This is a genomic window from Aeromicrobium sp. REDSEA-S32_B7, assembly GCF_001626145.1.
Lineage (GTDB): Bacteria > Actinomycetota > Actinomycetes > Propionibacteriales > Nocardioidaceae > Aeromicrobium > Aeromicrobium erythreum.
In genome coordinates this window covers 1-13,176 of record NZ_LUNF01000182.1, presented here as the reverse complement: position 1 = coordinate 13,176, position 13,176 = coordinate 1, and the positions used below count along the sequence as shown (strand labels likewise).

Genomic DNA, 13,176 nt, shown 5'->3' with positions numbered 1-13,176 from the left:
GGCGAGCGCCAGCCGGTAGAGGCCGGGGAACAGCTTGCGCTTGGCGAGGTCACCGGTCGCGCCGAACAGCACGACGACCTGCGGAGGGAGGGAAGAGGAGGAGCTCACGACACGTCCTGGCGTCAGGGAAACGGGGTCACGTTCCACGCTAGGAGCGACCGTGGGGGAGCGCATGCCGACTGGACGTGACGTGGTCGCGCGACGGACACCTGTGGTGGTCCGCCGGGTCAGGCCAGGTCAGGTCGGGTCTGGTCAGGGGGCCACGACGGGCTCGACGTCGGCGACGGTCTTGTCGGCGCGCAGGCCGCGCCAGACGGGGTGGCGCAGGTGGCCGGAGTCGGTCCAGCCCGCCGCGGTGACCTCGCCCACGAGCTCGGCTTCCGTCCACACCGCCTCCCGGGCGACGTCGCGCGGGGCCTCGACGGTCGGCTGGTCGCGGCGCAGCGGCTCGAGCCGGCGAGCGAGGTCGGCGAGCGCGCGCTCGTCGAACCCGGTGCCCACGCGACCCGCGTAGCGCAGGTCACCGGCCGCGTCGGGCACCGCGACGAGCAGCGACCCCACCCCGCCGGTGCGCCCGCCGCGGCCAGGCCGCCACCCGACCACGACCACCTCCACGTGGTCCTCGTGCTTGAGCTTCACCCAGTGCGCCGAGCGGCTGCCGGGCCGGTACCGGCTGCTGCGCCGCTTCGCGACCACGCCCTCGAGGCCCAGCTCCCGGCTCGACGCGAGCGCGGCGTCGAGGTCGCCGTCGAAGGCGGCGGGCACGTCGACCCGGTCGGCGTCGTCGAGGTCGAGGCCCTCGAGCAGCTCGCGGCGCTGCACGTAGGGCAGGCCCGTGACGTCGGTCCCGCCCAGCCGCAGCAGGTCGAAGACGACGTAGCGCACGGGCACGACGGCATCGTCGAGGTGCAGCCCGGCGAGCGCCTCGGCGACCTCCGGGTAGGTCGTCGTCACGTCCTTGCCGCTGCGCCCCACGAGCCGCACGGCCCCGCCGTCGCACGTCGCCACCACGCGGACGCCGTCCCACTTCATCTCGAACGCCCAGGCGTCGGCGTCGCGGTGCGGGTCGAGGCCGTCGGGCCGGCTCGCGAGCATGGGCGCGACGGTCTCGAGGCGGCCGGCGTCGGGCGGACCCCCGCCGTCGGGCTCGTCCGTCGTGGGCGTGGTCGTGGACGCGGTGCCATCGTCGGCTGCCGCAGTGTCGGCTGCCGCAGTGTCGGGGGCCGCCGGCGGGTCCATGCGGTGCATCAACCAGTTCTCGCCAGTGCGGATGAGGGCGAACCGCACGCTGCCGCCCAACCCGCCGTCCGCGGACCCGTGCAGCACGGCGATGACCTCGCCCTCCTTCCACTTCTCCAGCGTGTACGTGCCGTGGTCCCAGATGCTGACCTGCCCCGCGCCGTACTCGCCCTTCGGGATGGTCCCCTCGAACGTCGCGTACTCCATCGGGTGGTCCTCGGTGGGGACGGCGAGGTGGTTGCGGCTCGGGTCGGTCGGCGGACCCTTCGGCACGGCCCACGAGACGAGCACGCCCTCGCGCTCCAGCCGGACGTCGTAGTGCAGGCGTGTGGCGTGGTGCTCCTGCACCACGAAGATCGGGTCGGCGCCCCGCTCCGTCGGCGCCTCCGCGGGCACCGGCTCGGGGGTGCGCGACGCGTCGCGCATCGAGCGGTAGACCGTCAGCCGGTCCGGTGCGGCCACAGGTGCCTCGTCGCCCGACGTCGGCTGCGGGTCCAGCCCGGCGAGCGGGTCGTCGTCGCGCTCGAGCACCTCCTCCATCGTCAGGTGACGCAGGTCGGGCCCCAGCTCGTCCCACGACCGCGGCGCGGCGACGAACGGACCCTCCCCGTCGGCCGCTGCACGACCGCGCAGCGAGTACGGCGCGATCGTCGTCTTCGCCTGGTTGTTCTGGCTCCAGTCGACGAGCACGCGACCCTCGCGCAACGACTTCTTCATCGACGAGACCACGAGGTCGGGCAGCTCGTCCTGCAGCGCCGCAGCGACCTGCTTCGCGAAGGCGTTCACGTAGTCGGCATCGTGCTCGCCCGTCAGGTGCGCGTACAGGTGCAGGCCCTTGCTGCCGCTCGTCACCGGGAACGCCTCCAGCCCGACGTCGGCCAGCAGGTCGCGCGCCGCGTGCGCCACCTCCACACACTCCGCCAGCCCCACGCCCGGGCCGGGGTCGAGGTCGAGCACCAGACGGTCCGGGTGGCGCGGCGTCCCGTCGGCCTCCACCCGCCACTGCGGCACGTGCAGCTCCAGCGCCGCCACCTGCCCCAGCCACGCCAGCGCCGCCGGCCCGTCCACGAGCGGGTACACGTTCACGTGGCTCTTGTGCCGCACCACCACGCGGCGCACCCAGTCAGGCGCGGAGTCCGGCAGGTTCTTCTCGAAGAAGAGCTCTGTGCTCATCTCCGCCCGCGGCCCGGAACCCCCGCCGGGGGCCTTCTCCGACCGTGGCCCGGAACCCCCGCCGGGGGCCTTCTCCGCCCGTGGCCCGGAACCCCCGCCGGGGGCCTCACCGACAGCGCCGACGCCGTCCGGCCAGCGCTTGCGGGTGACCGGCCGCCCGGAGGCGTGGGGGAGGAGCCGGTCCGCGACGGCCACGTAGTAGGAGATCACCTCGGCCTTGGTGGTGCCCGTCGCCGGGTACAGCACCTTGTCGGGGTTCGTCAGACGCAGGCGCCGACCGTCGATCGTCACGGTCTGGCTGCTCGACGAGCCGCGGCTGGGCATGCCGCCGGGTCAGGCCTTCTTGCGGGCGCGCGGCTTCGACGCGGTGCTGCCGCCCTGGCCGCGACGCTCCTTGCTCCGCTCGACGCTGCGCTTGAGCGCCTCCATCAGGTCGACCACCTCGGCGTCGTCACCGTCGTCGTCGCTCGTGCCGAACGTCGCCGCCGTGTCGATCGTGTCGCCCTGCTCGAGCTTGGCCTCCACCAGCGTCCGCAGCTGCTCCTGGTAGTCGTCGGTGAACTGCGACGCGTCGAAGTCGGCCGCGAGCGAGTCGACCAGCTGCGAGGCCATGTCGCGCTCCTTCGCGCTGATCCGCGGCACGGTCTCCAGCACGTCGAAGTCGGCGGTGCGCACCTCGTCGTCCCACAGCATCGTCTGCAGCAGCAGCGTCTTGTCGCGCACGCGCAGCACCGCCAGGCGCGACTTCTGCCGCAGCGCGAACCGCACCACCGCGCTGCGGTCGGTGTCCTCGAGGGCGCGGCGCAGCAGCGTGTAGGGCTTGATCGCCGTCTTGTCGGGCTCCAGGAAGTACGCCTTGTCGAGCCGGATCGGGTCGATCTGCTGGGCCGGCACGAACTCCAGCACCTCGATCTCCTTCGCCGACTCCGCCGGCAGCGACGCGAGGTCGTCGGCGGTCAGCACCACCGTGTTCTCGCCGTCGTCGTACGCCTTCGCGATGTCCTCGTAGGCGACGACCTCGCCGCAGACCTCGCACCGTCGCTGGTAGCGGATGCGCCCGCCGTCCTCCGCGTGCACCTGGTGCAACGACACGTCGTGGCTCTCGGTGGCGCTGTAGACACGCACCGGCACGTTGACCAGGCCGAAGCTGATCGACCCCTTCCAGAGCGAACGCATGGGATCAGTGTTCCGCACTGGAAGGTCGGCGGCCACTCCGTGACGCACGACGGGCCGGGACCCGAAGGTCCCGGCCCGTGCGTGCGGTGACGCGGTCGGCTAGTTCGTGCCCGGCGCGTCGACGGAGTCGAGCGAGTCGGCCGGGGCGGCCGGCTTCGGCGGGGCCGGCGGGGGCGTCGCCGGCTGGTACGGCGGCGGGGGCGGGGTCTGCTTGCCCTTGAGCGTCGCGAAGGCGGCGGCACCCGCACCGATCAGCAGGCCGATGCCCACCACGCGGCGCAGACGTCGCTTCTTCTTGGGCTTGACCTCCTCGGGCAGGCGGTCGGCGACGCCCTTGGGGAGGCGGTCGTAGGTCTTCTCGCTCAGCTCGGGCGCGCGGTCGAGGAGGTCGTGCCCGATCTCGGGAAGACGCTCGCGCAGGTCGGCGACACCGGACTGCGCCTTCGCGACGACGGTGTCGCGCACCTCGGGCGCCCGGTCGGCGAGCTGCTGGCGGACGCTGTCGGCCTGGGCGACGAGGTCGTCGAGGCGGCCCTCGAGGCGCTCCTGGACCTTGTCCCGGACGGTCTTGTTCTTCCTCAGCGACATGCTGGCACGGCTCCTCGGTCGGCGTGGATGCTTCTGCTCACGACACTATCGCCGGGTCCTGGACGACGCACCCTGGCCGTCGACATGACCGGACATCCGCCCAGTTTTCGATGTTCGGCGGCGCGAGCGACCCCGTTCTTGCGATCATGGCGGGCGTCGTCGGAGTGGCGTCCAGGGGAGGTCCAGGTGCTGCGCAAGGTCGCCGAGCTGCGAAGGGCCGTGGGTTGGCCCGCCATGACGGCGGCGACGGTGCTGCTCAGCCTGACCGCCCTCTGCATGCTGGCGCTCACGCTCGCCACGTGGCAGCCGGACAACAACCCGCGCTGGGTGCTCTACGTCCTCGTGGTCGTGGCGCTCGGCGGTCTCGCCTGGACCGTGAGGCGCGGTGCGTTGCTCGAGCCGCGCGAGGTCGCGGCGATGGTGTCGCTCTGCTTCGTGGCGCTCGCCGTGCTGACGTGGGGCACCGAGCGTCAGGTCGCCGTCCTCGCCAACGGCACGGCGCATCGACGCCCCGCAGGTGCAGGCCGTGGTCGACGCGCAGCTGGTCCGGCGCCGCCGGCTGGGGACGCCGCTGACCGTCCTCGCCCTCGACGTCGACGACCTGCGCGCTGTGAACACCCTCGGGGGCCACGCGGCGGGCGACCGGCTGCTGACGTCGGTCGTCGAGCACCTGCGCGCCGGGCTGCGCGAGGGTGACGTGCTCGGCCGCCTCGGGGGCGACGAGTTCCTCGTCGTCATGCCTGGAGCCGACCACGGCGTCGCCGACGTCGTCGCGCGGCGGCTGCAGGTGGGTGCTCCGGCATCGTGGTCGTGCGGGGTGGCGCAGGCGCGTGCCGACGACGACGTCGCGTCGCTGCTCGCGCGGGCCGACGACCGGATGTACGCGCAGAAGCAGGGGCGTCGACCGGAGTCGGGTCAGACCTGAGTGACGCCCGGCGCGGGGTCGGGGTCGTCGGCGACCGACGTGAGCAGCCCGCGGCGCTCCGCCCAGGTCTCGAACCAGATCGTGAAGAACGGCGGGATGGACGCCGCCAGCGCCAGGGCGAGGGTCTTGAGGTTCCAGCGGAACGTCGACCACGCCACGACCGCGAGCGAGCAGTAGGCGAGGAACAGGACGCCGTGGATCGGGCCCACGATCGGCACACCGCCCTCGAGTCCGGCGTGCGGGTCGTCCTGCACGACCCACTTGAAGAACATCGCGACGAGCAGCGCGCCCCACGACACCGCCTCGGCGAAGGCGAAGATGCGGAACCAGCGCCGCACCGACCGGGCCCGGTCGTGAGGCTGGGGGACGGTCTCGGGGGCCGCAGGATCGGTCACGACCCACAGCGTAGTGGCGTCACACAAAGGAAACAGCCTCGTGGTGAGATGGGGACATGGCCTTCCTGCTGCGCGTCGAGCTGCCCGACGTCCCGGGCTCGCTCGGTGCGCTGGCCACGGCGCTCGGTGGTGCGGGTGCCGACATCGAGGCGATCGAGATCGTGGAGCACCGCGCCGACGGCAAGGCGGTCGACGACGTGCTGCTCGAGCTGCCGCCGAGCGTCATGGCCGACGCCCTCGTGACGGCGTGCCACGAGCTCGACGGCGTGCGGGTGCACTGGATCTCGCGGTACAACGCGGGCGCCAACCTGAGCATGGACCTCGAGGCCGTCGAGCAGTTCACGTCGGAGCCGCAGCACGCCGTCGAACGGCTCGTCGAGGTCGTGCCGGCCACGTTCCGCACCGACTGGGCCATGGCGCTGCGCCGCGTCGACGGCGAGGCGTCGGTGCTGTTCGCGTCGCCGTCGGCCCCGAAGCTCGTGCCCGAGGCGGCGGAGTGGCTGTCGATCAGGTCGTCGTCGCGCCTGGAGGGCGTCGAGGCGTGGTCGTCGACGCTGCTCGCCGGCACGCACGCGAAGGACCGTCAGGGTCGCGGCTTCGTCGTCGTCGTCGGACGGCACGGGGGCCCGGAGTTCCTCGCCTCCGAGCTCGCCCGCCTGGGCCACATGACGTCGCTCGCGGGGTCGGTCCAGGCCTGACCCCCGCTGCGCCTTTACGTGGTGCCCCACGTCAACGCGCGCTGGGGGCCGTCGGTTGCGTGGGGGAGTTCACTTTTGGGTGGGGCCCCACGTAAACAGGCGCTGGGGGCCGTCGTTTGCGTGGGGGAGTTGACCTTTGGGTGGGGCCCCACGTAAACAGTGCGTCCCACCCCAGGACTGGGTGGGGGAGTCGCACCTGGGGTGGGGCCCCACCCCCAGGGCAGCGGCGGGTGGGTCAGGGGGTGGAGGGGGTCTCCTCGAGCGGCTTCTTGGGGTCGGTGAGGGGGACGTGCGCGTGCTGGAAGCGACCCAGGGCGGCGACCTCGCGCTCGAGGTCGGGCACGTGCCGCTTGAGCTGCGGACGCATGAAGAGCCACGCGACGGGGGAGTTGAGCAGCGGCTTCGTCCAGTTGGCGAGCAGCACGCCCCGCGGCACGTACACACGGGTCTTGCGACGGCGCAATCCCGCGACGATCGCGTCGACGCAGTCGGCCAGGGTCGTGGTGCTGTTGGCCGGGTAGGGCAGCTTGCCGCGGATCGTCTTGAACGTCGGCAGGTCGGCCTCGGCGCCACGCACGATGTCGGTGTCGATCCACGACGGGTGCGCGACCCCGACCTTGATCCCGAGGTGGGCGACCTCCTGACGGGTCGCGAGGGCGAGCGACTCGGCGCCGGCCTTGCTGGCGTTGTACGACGCGAGCCCGGCGAGGTTGGTGAAGGCAGCCAGCGACGCGACGACGAGCGCGTACCCGCGGGTGCGCTCCAGGTGCGGGATCGACGCGTGCAGCGTGCGGTAGACGCCGTTGACGTTGATGTCGACGACCCGCTCGAACGACGCCTCGTCGATCTGGCGGACGGTGCCGTACGACGCGATGCCGGCGTTCGCCAGGACGTGGTCGATGCGGCCGAAGTGTGCTGCGGCGGCGTCGATCGCCTCGGTCATCGCGCGACCGTCGCGCGCGTCGGCCTCCCACCAGGCCGCGGCCGGGCCGAGCTCGGTGGCGAGCGCCTCGAGCAGGTCGGGCTCCAGGCCCAGCAGCGCGACCTTGCCGCCCTGCGCCACGTACGCCCGCGCCACGCCCGCGCCGATGCCGCGGGCGGCGCCGGTGACGAGCAGGACCTTGCCGGTGAAGCCCTTGCGGGCGAACAGTGCCATGGCGTCAAGATACCGACGGTATCTGGGCGCGTCACGCGGGTGTGACCGATTCCCGACGCGCGCCCCGCAGTCGCCCACCAGTAGCCTCGCGGCCATGAGTGCCCTGCCCGGTGTGTCCGAGACGTTCGACCCCTCCGCGTGGGACGAGGTGCCCGGCTTCGAGCACCTCACCGACGTCACCTACCACCGCGCCCGCGCGCATGGCACCGTGCGCGTCGCGTTCGACCGCCCCGACGTGCTCAACGCGTTCCGCCCGCACACGGTCGACGAGCTGCTGCAGGTGCTCGACCACGCGCGCACGTCGGCCGACGTCGGCTGCGTGCTGCTCACCGGCAACGGCCCGAGCGAGAAGAACGGCAAGCGATCGTTCTGCACGGGCGGCGACCAGCGCATCCGCGGCCGGTTCGGCTACCAGTACGAGGACGGCGAGGCGTCCGGCTCCGACACCGGCGCGGAGGAGCCGTCGCCCATCGACAAGGCCCGCCTCGCGCGGCTGCACATCCTCGAGGTCCAGCGCCTCATCCGCTTCATGCCGAAGATCGTCATCTGCGTCGTCCCGGGCTGGGCGGCAGGCGGCGGGCACAGCCTGCACGTCGTCGCCGACCTGACCCTCGCGTCGGCCGAGCACGCCCGCTTCAAGCAGACCGATGCCGACGTCGGGAGCTTCGACGGCGGCTTCGGATCGGCGTACCTGGCCCGCCAGGTCGGACAGAAGTTCGCCCGCGAGATCTTCTTCCTCGCCGACGAGTACTCCGCCGAGGACGGCGTTCGCATGGGCACGGTCAACCGGGCCGTCCCTCACGACGAGCTCGAGGCGACCGCCCTGGAGTGGGGGCGCAAGATCAATGCGAAGAGCCCCACCGCGCAGCGCATGCTCAAGTACTCCTTCAACCTCATCGACGACGGACTCGTCGGCCAGCAGGTCCTCATGGGCGAGACCACCCGCCTGGCCTACATGACCGACGAGGCGCAGGAGGGTCGCGACCAGTTCCTGGAGAAGCGCGATCCCGACTGGTCGCAGTTCCCTTGGTACTACTGAGGGCCCAGCCTGGCGCGCCCGTGCGACGCCACCGACTAAGGTGGACGGGTGCTGGCGGTGCCCGGTGCTAGAGTTGACGACCTGGGCTGGCCGAGAGGCCCTGGTCCAACCTTTAGGCGGGGATATCCCCCGCCACCCTCTTGAGGCGGGTTCTTCCCGCCTCAAGACGTTTCCAGGGGTGTCGTCGTGCGCGAGCTGAGCATCTTCGTCGACGAGTCCGGCGACTTCGGCCCATTCGAGAAGCACTCGCCTTTCTACGTGCTGAGCCTCGTCTTCCACGATCAGAGCGACGACATCGCGCAGCACCTGGAGAAGATCCGCGACGCCCTGGTGGCGCGTGGCTTGCCGGCAGACCATGCGATCCACACCGGTCCCCTCGTGCGCCGGGAGCAGGACTATCGACTGCTCGACATGCCGTCCCGCCGTTCGATCTTCCGCGTGCTCGTCGACTTCGTCAGGACGTCCGAGGTCACGCACCACTCGTGGGTGTTCAGCAAACGCGAGCCGGGTGACACAGATCGGCTCGTCAGCGCGATGTCACGTGAGCTCGGTGAGCTGATCCGGTCGAGCTACGAGTTCTTCAGCTCGTGGGAGCGCATCGTCATCTACTACGACAATGGTCAGAAGGAGATCACGAATCTTGTCAACAGCGTCTTCAACGCTCACCTGAGTGTCGAGGTGCGCAAGGTGATCCCGGCCGACTACAGCCTGTTCCAGGCAGCCGACCTGTGCTGCACGCTCTCGCTGCTCCGGCGAAAGATCGAGACCTCAGGCTTGTCGGCGTCCGAGCGCGGCTTCTTCTCGACGTCGAAGGACAGCGCCGAGCGCGCGCTGCGAAAGGGCTACTTCAAGAGCTTGGATCGTCAGCGGTTCGGTGGGTGAAGCCCCTCCCGTCCATCGACCCGGCGGAGACCGGTCCGCCCGCCGCGCTTCGCCGAGTATCTCCAAGCGGCCGAAAGTGGCTGGGTCGCCCGCCGTGTCCTGCGGCAGGATGACGGGATGGACACGACGACGCTCTGGAGGCCGACCGGGCCGCAGGAGCTCGCCCTGGTCGAGGCATCGGGGTGGCGCGCGTGGCGGCCGCGGCTGCCCGACCAGCCGATCTTCTACCCCGTCCTGAACGAGGACTACGCCGTGCGGATCGCGCGCGACTGGAACGTGAAGGCGAGCGGCGTGGGCTACGTGACGCGCTTCGAGGTCGAGACGTCGTTCCTCGACGCCTACGACGTCCACCAGGTCGGCGGGGACTCCATCCTCGAGTACTGGATACCTGCCGCGGACCTCGCCGACCTGAACGAGCACATCGTCGGCACGATCGACGTGGTGCAGGTGTTCCGCTGACCCTGGATCCGGCACCGACGCGACGCTAGGGTCGTGCCCACCGGGAACCGAGGGACGGAGGGCTCGTGTTCGGACGCAGGCGCGCGCGGCGTCGGGAGCATCCGACGACCATCCGTCACCAGGAGCGGGAGCGGCCGTTCGAGCCAGCAGGTCTCGGGTGCTCGGAGACGGTGGACGCCGTCGACCGACACCTGGAGCAGTGGGTCGGGCCCGTCGAGACGGTCTTCCACGAGATCGTGTCCGACCTCGTGCACGTCGACGTGCACCTCGTGCCGGCCGGCGAGGGTCGGCCGTTCCACACGCTGGCGACGTCGGGCATGTCCGACCGCAGGATGAGCGTGCCGCAGGACCTCCGCGGGCAGGTGCCCGACCGGATCGAGGTCATGGTCATGCTCCCGCCGGACTGGCCGGTCGACGAGGCCTCCTGGGTCGACGAGCGCTCCTACTGGCCCGTGCGCGCGCTGAAGGTGCTCGCCCGCTTCCCCCACGAGTACGAGACCTGGCTGGGTGCCTGGCACTCGCTGCCGAACGGCGACCCGGCCGAGCCGTACGCCGACGACACCCGCTTCTGCGGCCTCATGCTCGCCCCGCCGCTCCGGCTGCCGCAGGGGGCGCGGACCTTCCGCACCGACGACGGTCGTGAGGTCGCCCTGCTCGCGATGCTGCCGCTCCTGCCCGACGAGCTCGAGATGAAGCTGACCGAGGGGGTCGACGGCCTCCTCGACGGACTCGACGCGCACGGCGTGACGGAGCTGCTGGACCCCGACCGCCCGAGCGTCCTCGGTCCTCCACGGTGAGGTGGTCTCGGGGTCGCGACGCCAGCCGTGGGCACGGTGACGCTGCCGCAGAGGCACGCCGCCGCAGCCTCGCGGCGCTGCCCGGTCTCGGCTTCCCGCAGCCCCCGTCGCACCTGCCCCCGGTGGCCGACGCTGCCGATCCCCTCGTGCTCGTGGACGAGGAGCAGGTGATGCAGCGTGCGCTGGTGCTGACGGTGCGCGTGAACCTGGCCCTGCGCATGCCGCCGGAGCTCGCGCGCGCCTGGTTGGCGGAGCAGGGACTGCTCGCGTCGCTCAGCCCGCGCGAGCGCGCTCTCCTGTCGGGCGAGGTCGAGCCGGACTACTCGGACGAGGCGCAGGTCGAGGCCCTGTGGGCGCTGGCCTGGGTGCTCGGGCTCGTGCCCGAGCTCGACGCGAGCGCGCCGTGCGGCGACCAGCTCGCGTCGCTCATGCCCGACCTGCGCACCAGCGAGCCGGTGGCGGCGTGGCGCTCCCGCACCGGGCCTCGGCGCAGGGACGTCGAGGACGTGCTCCCCGTGCTCGACCTGCACCTCGCCCTGACGTGGGGGATCACCGACGCACGGCTCGCGGGCCGACCCCACCCCGGGCGTGTCGATCCGTCCGTCCTCTGGGAGCGACGTCGGGCCCTGGAGTGGACCGCCGGCGACGGCGTCCACGACAGCTGGGACGACGTGGACCTGTCCACCTGAGCAAGGCGTCCAGGACCGATCCCTACCCGGGTGGCCTCACCGAGGTCTACGCTTCTCCGCAGGTGGAACGTCGGGAGGGGACTGCCTGAGATGGAGCGGCTGCTCGGCCTCGAGAGCAGCGCCCCGCGCACGCGGACGCGATCCGCGGCGCTGGCGCTGGGCTTCGCCGTGCTCTTCGCCCTGGCGTTCCTCGCCGGCCGTGCGACCCGCGTGCCCCCGGCGCAGCTGGCGCTCGCCTGGCCGGCTGCCGGCGTGGTCATCCTCTGGCTGCTCGCGGCCCGCAGCTCGCTCGAGCGGATCGTCGCGTGCGTCGTCGTGGTGGTGGTCAGCGGTGTGCTCAACCAGCTCACCGGCACCGAGCCGCTGGGAGCCTGGCTCTTCGGCCTGGTCAACCTGTCGCACGGTGCCGTGGGTGCGGTCCTGCTGCATCGCTGGCGTCCGGCCTGGCTCCTCGACGAGCCGTTCCTCGAGGGCCTGTTCATCATCGGCTTCCGCAACGTGGTCAGCTCCTTCGTCGTGCTGAACGCGCTGTTGGCGCTGCCCCAGCTCTGGCGCACCCGGCGCGAGCGGGGAGCGGGGTGCCCGCTGACGGTGGCTGCAGGACTCGTGGTCACGGGCGCGCTGCTCTGGCTGCCGTGGCCGGTCGACTTCGCCATCGTGCCGATCGTCGTCGTCGTGGCACTGCGCTGCGGCGCGCAGGCGACGTCGGTGCTGGTGGCGCTGCAGGGCGTGCTCGTCGTCGCCGCGACGGTAGCCGGCAACGGACAGTTCGCGTCGCTCGACGACCCCCAGGCGAGGGTCGTCGCGGCGCAGGCCTTCGTCCTCGTGCTGGCCGTCGTGGGCGTGGTGCTGGCGACGCTCGAGGACGCCCGCGACGCCGCGCTCGTGCAGAGCCGGCGCGACCGCGACCAGCTGCAGGACCACATGGAGGCGGCGCTGCTGGCGTCGGCGCACGTGGTGGTCGACCCCGACGGCTTCGTGCACGTCGACGCCGTGAACGCGGCGCTCGTGACGCTCACCGGCCGACCCCGGCACGCGCTCCTCGGGGTCGATCCGCGCACCTGGTTCGTCGACGACGACGTCGAGGCCTTCCGCCAGGGCGTCTGCGAGCTGACGCTGGGCCGCGCGCTCGGCTGGCGCACCCAGCTGCGGCTCGACGACGCGTGGGGCGGCGGATGGGTCGACGTGGCGCTGGCGCTCGTCGACCCCGACCTCGACCCGAGCCTCTCGCTCGGGGGGTCGGGTGCGTCGTCGGCGGCCATCACGCTGCAGATGATCGACGTGACCGCGCAGAAGGAGGCCGAGCAGGCGCTCGCCCACGCGGCCCTCCACGACGACCTCACGGGCCTGGCCAACCGGGCCCTCTGGGCGGACTCGCTGGAGCGCGCCGCGCAGGTGGTCGGGTCCGAGCGGCCGGCCCTCGCGGTGATGTTCATCGACGTCGACCGCTTCAAGCAGGTCAACGACATTTACGGCCACACCGCAGGCGATAAATTGCTCGTCGCGGTCGGCCAACGCCTGCGATCGTTGCGCAGCGACAGCTTGCTGGTGGCTCGCCTTGGCGGCGACGAATTCGGTCTCCCCAACCGGTCTTAGATGCCGTGGTCCGTCAGCCCGGTATGAGGCATGACATTCTACGAATACCGTCTCGGTAACCCGGTGACCGGTGCTGGTATCGGCCCAGAGTTCTTTCAGCATGTAGTCGGCACTGAAGCGGTCGTAACTTCGCCACAGGTGGTGGTGTGGGTCGATGATGCGTCTGTCTGGATCGATGGCCTCCTCGGAGACCAGAGAGTGCCACTCGGATGATTCGTCTCTCATCTGAGATTGCCTAACATTCGATTCCGGCAATTACGCAACCGGCAAAGCTCAGGATGGCGGCTAATACGGTGCCAACATTCGATTCCCCGTCAGGTCGGGGAGCCTGGCATAACGGCAATGCCTGTCTCTTATACACATC

General features: G+C 71.5%; 14 protein-coding genes. 8 read left to right on the top strand and 6 right to left on the bottom strand.

The window, feature by feature from the left end; translation table 11 throughout:
- The 4 genes from A6Q79_RS12640 to A6Q79_RS12625 form a co-directional block, all read right to left on the bottom strand.
- A partial coding sequence (locus A6Q79_RS12640) for a hypothetical protein (protein WP_317698536.1) occupies positions 1-174 on the bottom strand: 174 nt, incomplete at its 3' end.
- A 78-nt stretch (positions 175-252) separates the two neighbouring features.
- The gene (locus tag A6Q79_RS12635) at positions 253-2,703 is read right to left on the bottom strand and encodes a DNA polymerase ligase N-terminal domain-containing protein (RefSeq protein WP_317698516.1); all 2,451 of its coding nucleotides are present in this window, start codon (positions 2,701-2,703) and stop codon (positions 253-255) included.
- 42 nt (positions 2,704-2,745) lie between these two features.
- Positions 2,746-3,588 (bottom strand): Ku protein, encoded by an 843-nt coding sequence (locus A6Q79_RS12630; protein ID WP_067860510.1) that lies wholly within the window; start codon positions 3,586-3,588, stop codon positions 2,746-2,748.
- Between the two features lie 99 nt (positions 3,589-3,687).
- Positions 3,688-4,176, bottom strand: a complete 489-nt coding sequence (locus tag A6Q79_RS12625; protein ID WP_067860508.1) for a hypothetical protein — start codon at positions 4,174-4,176, stop codon at positions 3,688-3,690.
- Positions 4,177-4,702: 526 nt separating this feature from the next.
- Here A6Q79_RS12625 and A6Q79_RS12620 point away from each other — a divergent pair.
- Positions 4,703-5,101, top strand: coding sequence for a GGDEF domain-containing protein (locus A6Q79_RS12620; RefSeq protein WP_317698513.1), 399 nt, complete (start codon positions 4,703-4,705; stop codon positions 5,099-5,101).
- On the opposite strand, the gene A6Q79_RS12615 is transcribed toward A6Q79_RS12620, so the two are convergent.
- Positions 5,092-5,496 carry a DUF3817 domain-containing protein gene (locus A6Q79_RS12615; protein ID WP_202967679.1) on the bottom strand — a complete coding sequence of 135 codons (405 nt, stop codon included), beginning with the start codon at positions 5,494-5,496 and terminating at the stop codon, positions 5,092-5,094. The two genes, A6Q79_RS12620 and A6Q79_RS12615, sit on opposite strands and share 10 nt — an antisense overlap.
- A gap of 56 nt (positions 5,497-5,552) precedes the next feature.
- On the opposite strand from A6Q79_RS12615, the gene A6Q79_RS12610 reads away from it, so the two are divergent.
- Complete coding sequence (locus A6Q79_RS12610) at positions 5,553-6,194, top strand: hypothetical protein (protein ID WP_067860502.1); 642 nt, start codon at positions 5,553-5,555, stop codon at positions 6,192-6,194.
- Between the two features lie 235 nt (positions 6,195-6,429).
- On the opposite strand, the gene A6Q79_RS12605 is transcribed toward A6Q79_RS12610, so the two are convergent.
- Positions 6,430-7,350, bottom strand: coding sequence for an SDR family oxidoreductase (locus tag A6Q79_RS12605; protein WP_286690188.1), 921 nt, complete (start codon positions 7,348-7,350; stop codon positions 6,430-6,432).
- 94 nt (positions 7,351-7,444) lie between these two features.
- On the opposite strand from A6Q79_RS12605, the gene A6Q79_RS12600 reads away from it, so the two are divergent.
- The 6 genes from A6Q79_RS12600 (at position 7,445) to A6Q79_RS12575 (ending at position 12,812) form a co-directional block, all read left to right on the top strand.
- Positions 7,445-8,389, top strand: coding sequence for a 1,4-dihydroxy-2-naphthoyl-CoA synthase (locus A6Q79_RS12600; protein ID WP_286690189.1), 945 nt, complete (start codon positions 7,445-7,447; stop codon positions 8,387-8,389).
- 186 nt (positions 8,390-8,575) lie between these two features.
- On the top strand, positions 8,576-9,271 hold the full coding sequence (locus tag A6Q79_RS12595; protein ID WP_286690190.1) for a DUF3800 domain-containing protein: 696 nt from the start codon (positions 8,576-8,578) through the stop codon (positions 9,269-9,271).
- Between the two features lie 117 nt (positions 9,272-9,388).
- A complete protein-coding gene (locus A6Q79_RS12590) occupies positions 9,389-9,730 on the top strand; it encodes a hypothetical protein (protein ID WP_286690191.1) in 342 nt (113 codons plus the stop codon).
- 170 nt (positions 9,731-9,900) lie between these two features.
- The gene (locus A6Q79_RS12585; RefSeq protein WP_286690192.1) at positions 9,901-10,527 is read left to right on the top strand and encodes a suppressor of fused domain protein; all 627 of its coding nucleotides are present in this window, start codon (positions 9,901-9,903) and stop codon (positions 10,525-10,527) included.
- Positions 10,524-11,216, top strand: coding sequence for a DUF4272 domain-containing protein (locus tag A6Q79_RS12580; protein WP_067860492.1), 693 nt, complete (start codon positions 10,524-10,526; stop codon positions 11,214-11,216). Before A6Q79_RS12585 ends, A6Q79_RS12580 begins: the two co-directional genes overlap by 4 nt.
- Before the next feature lie 90 nt (positions 11,217-11,306).
- Complete coding sequence (locus A6Q79_RS12575) at positions 11,307-12,812, top strand: GGDEF domain-containing protein (protein ID WP_317698508.1); 1,506 nt, start codon at positions 11,307-11,309, stop codon at positions 12,810-12,812.
- Positions 12,813-13,176 lie beyond the last annotated feature (364 nt).

Bases quoted from the DNA above. Each gene is read 5' to 3' on its own strand.
- A6Q79_RS12630 (WP_067860510.1), bottom strand. From the start codon at position 3,588: ATGCGTTCGCTCTGGAAGGGGTCGATCAGCTTCGGCCTGGTCAACGTG.
- A6Q79_RS12575 (WP_317698508.1), top strand. From the start codon at position 11,307: ATGGAGCGGCTGCTCGGCCTCGAGAGCAGCGCCCCGCGCACGCGGACG.
- A6Q79_RS12600 (WP_286690189.1), top strand. From the start codon at position 7,445: ATGAGTGCCCTGCCCGGTGTGTCCGAGACGTTCGACCCCTCCGCGTGG.
- A6Q79_RS12605 (WP_286690188.1), bottom strand. From the start codon at position 7,350: ATGGCACTGTTCGCCCGCAAGGGCTTCACCGGCAAGGTCCTGCTCGTC.
- A6Q79_RS12625 (WP_067860508.1), bottom strand. From the start codon at position 4,176: ATGTCGCTGAGGAAGAACAAGACCGTCCGGGACAAGGTCCAGGAGCGC.
- A6Q79_RS12590 (WP_286690191.1), top strand. From the start codon at position 9,389: ATGGACACGACGACGCTCTGGAGGCCGACCGGGCCGCAGGAGCTCGCC.
- A6Q79_RS12610 (WP_067860502.1), top strand. From the start codon at position 5,553: ATGGCCTTCCTGCTGCGCGTCGAGCTGCCCGACGTCCCGGGCTCGCTC.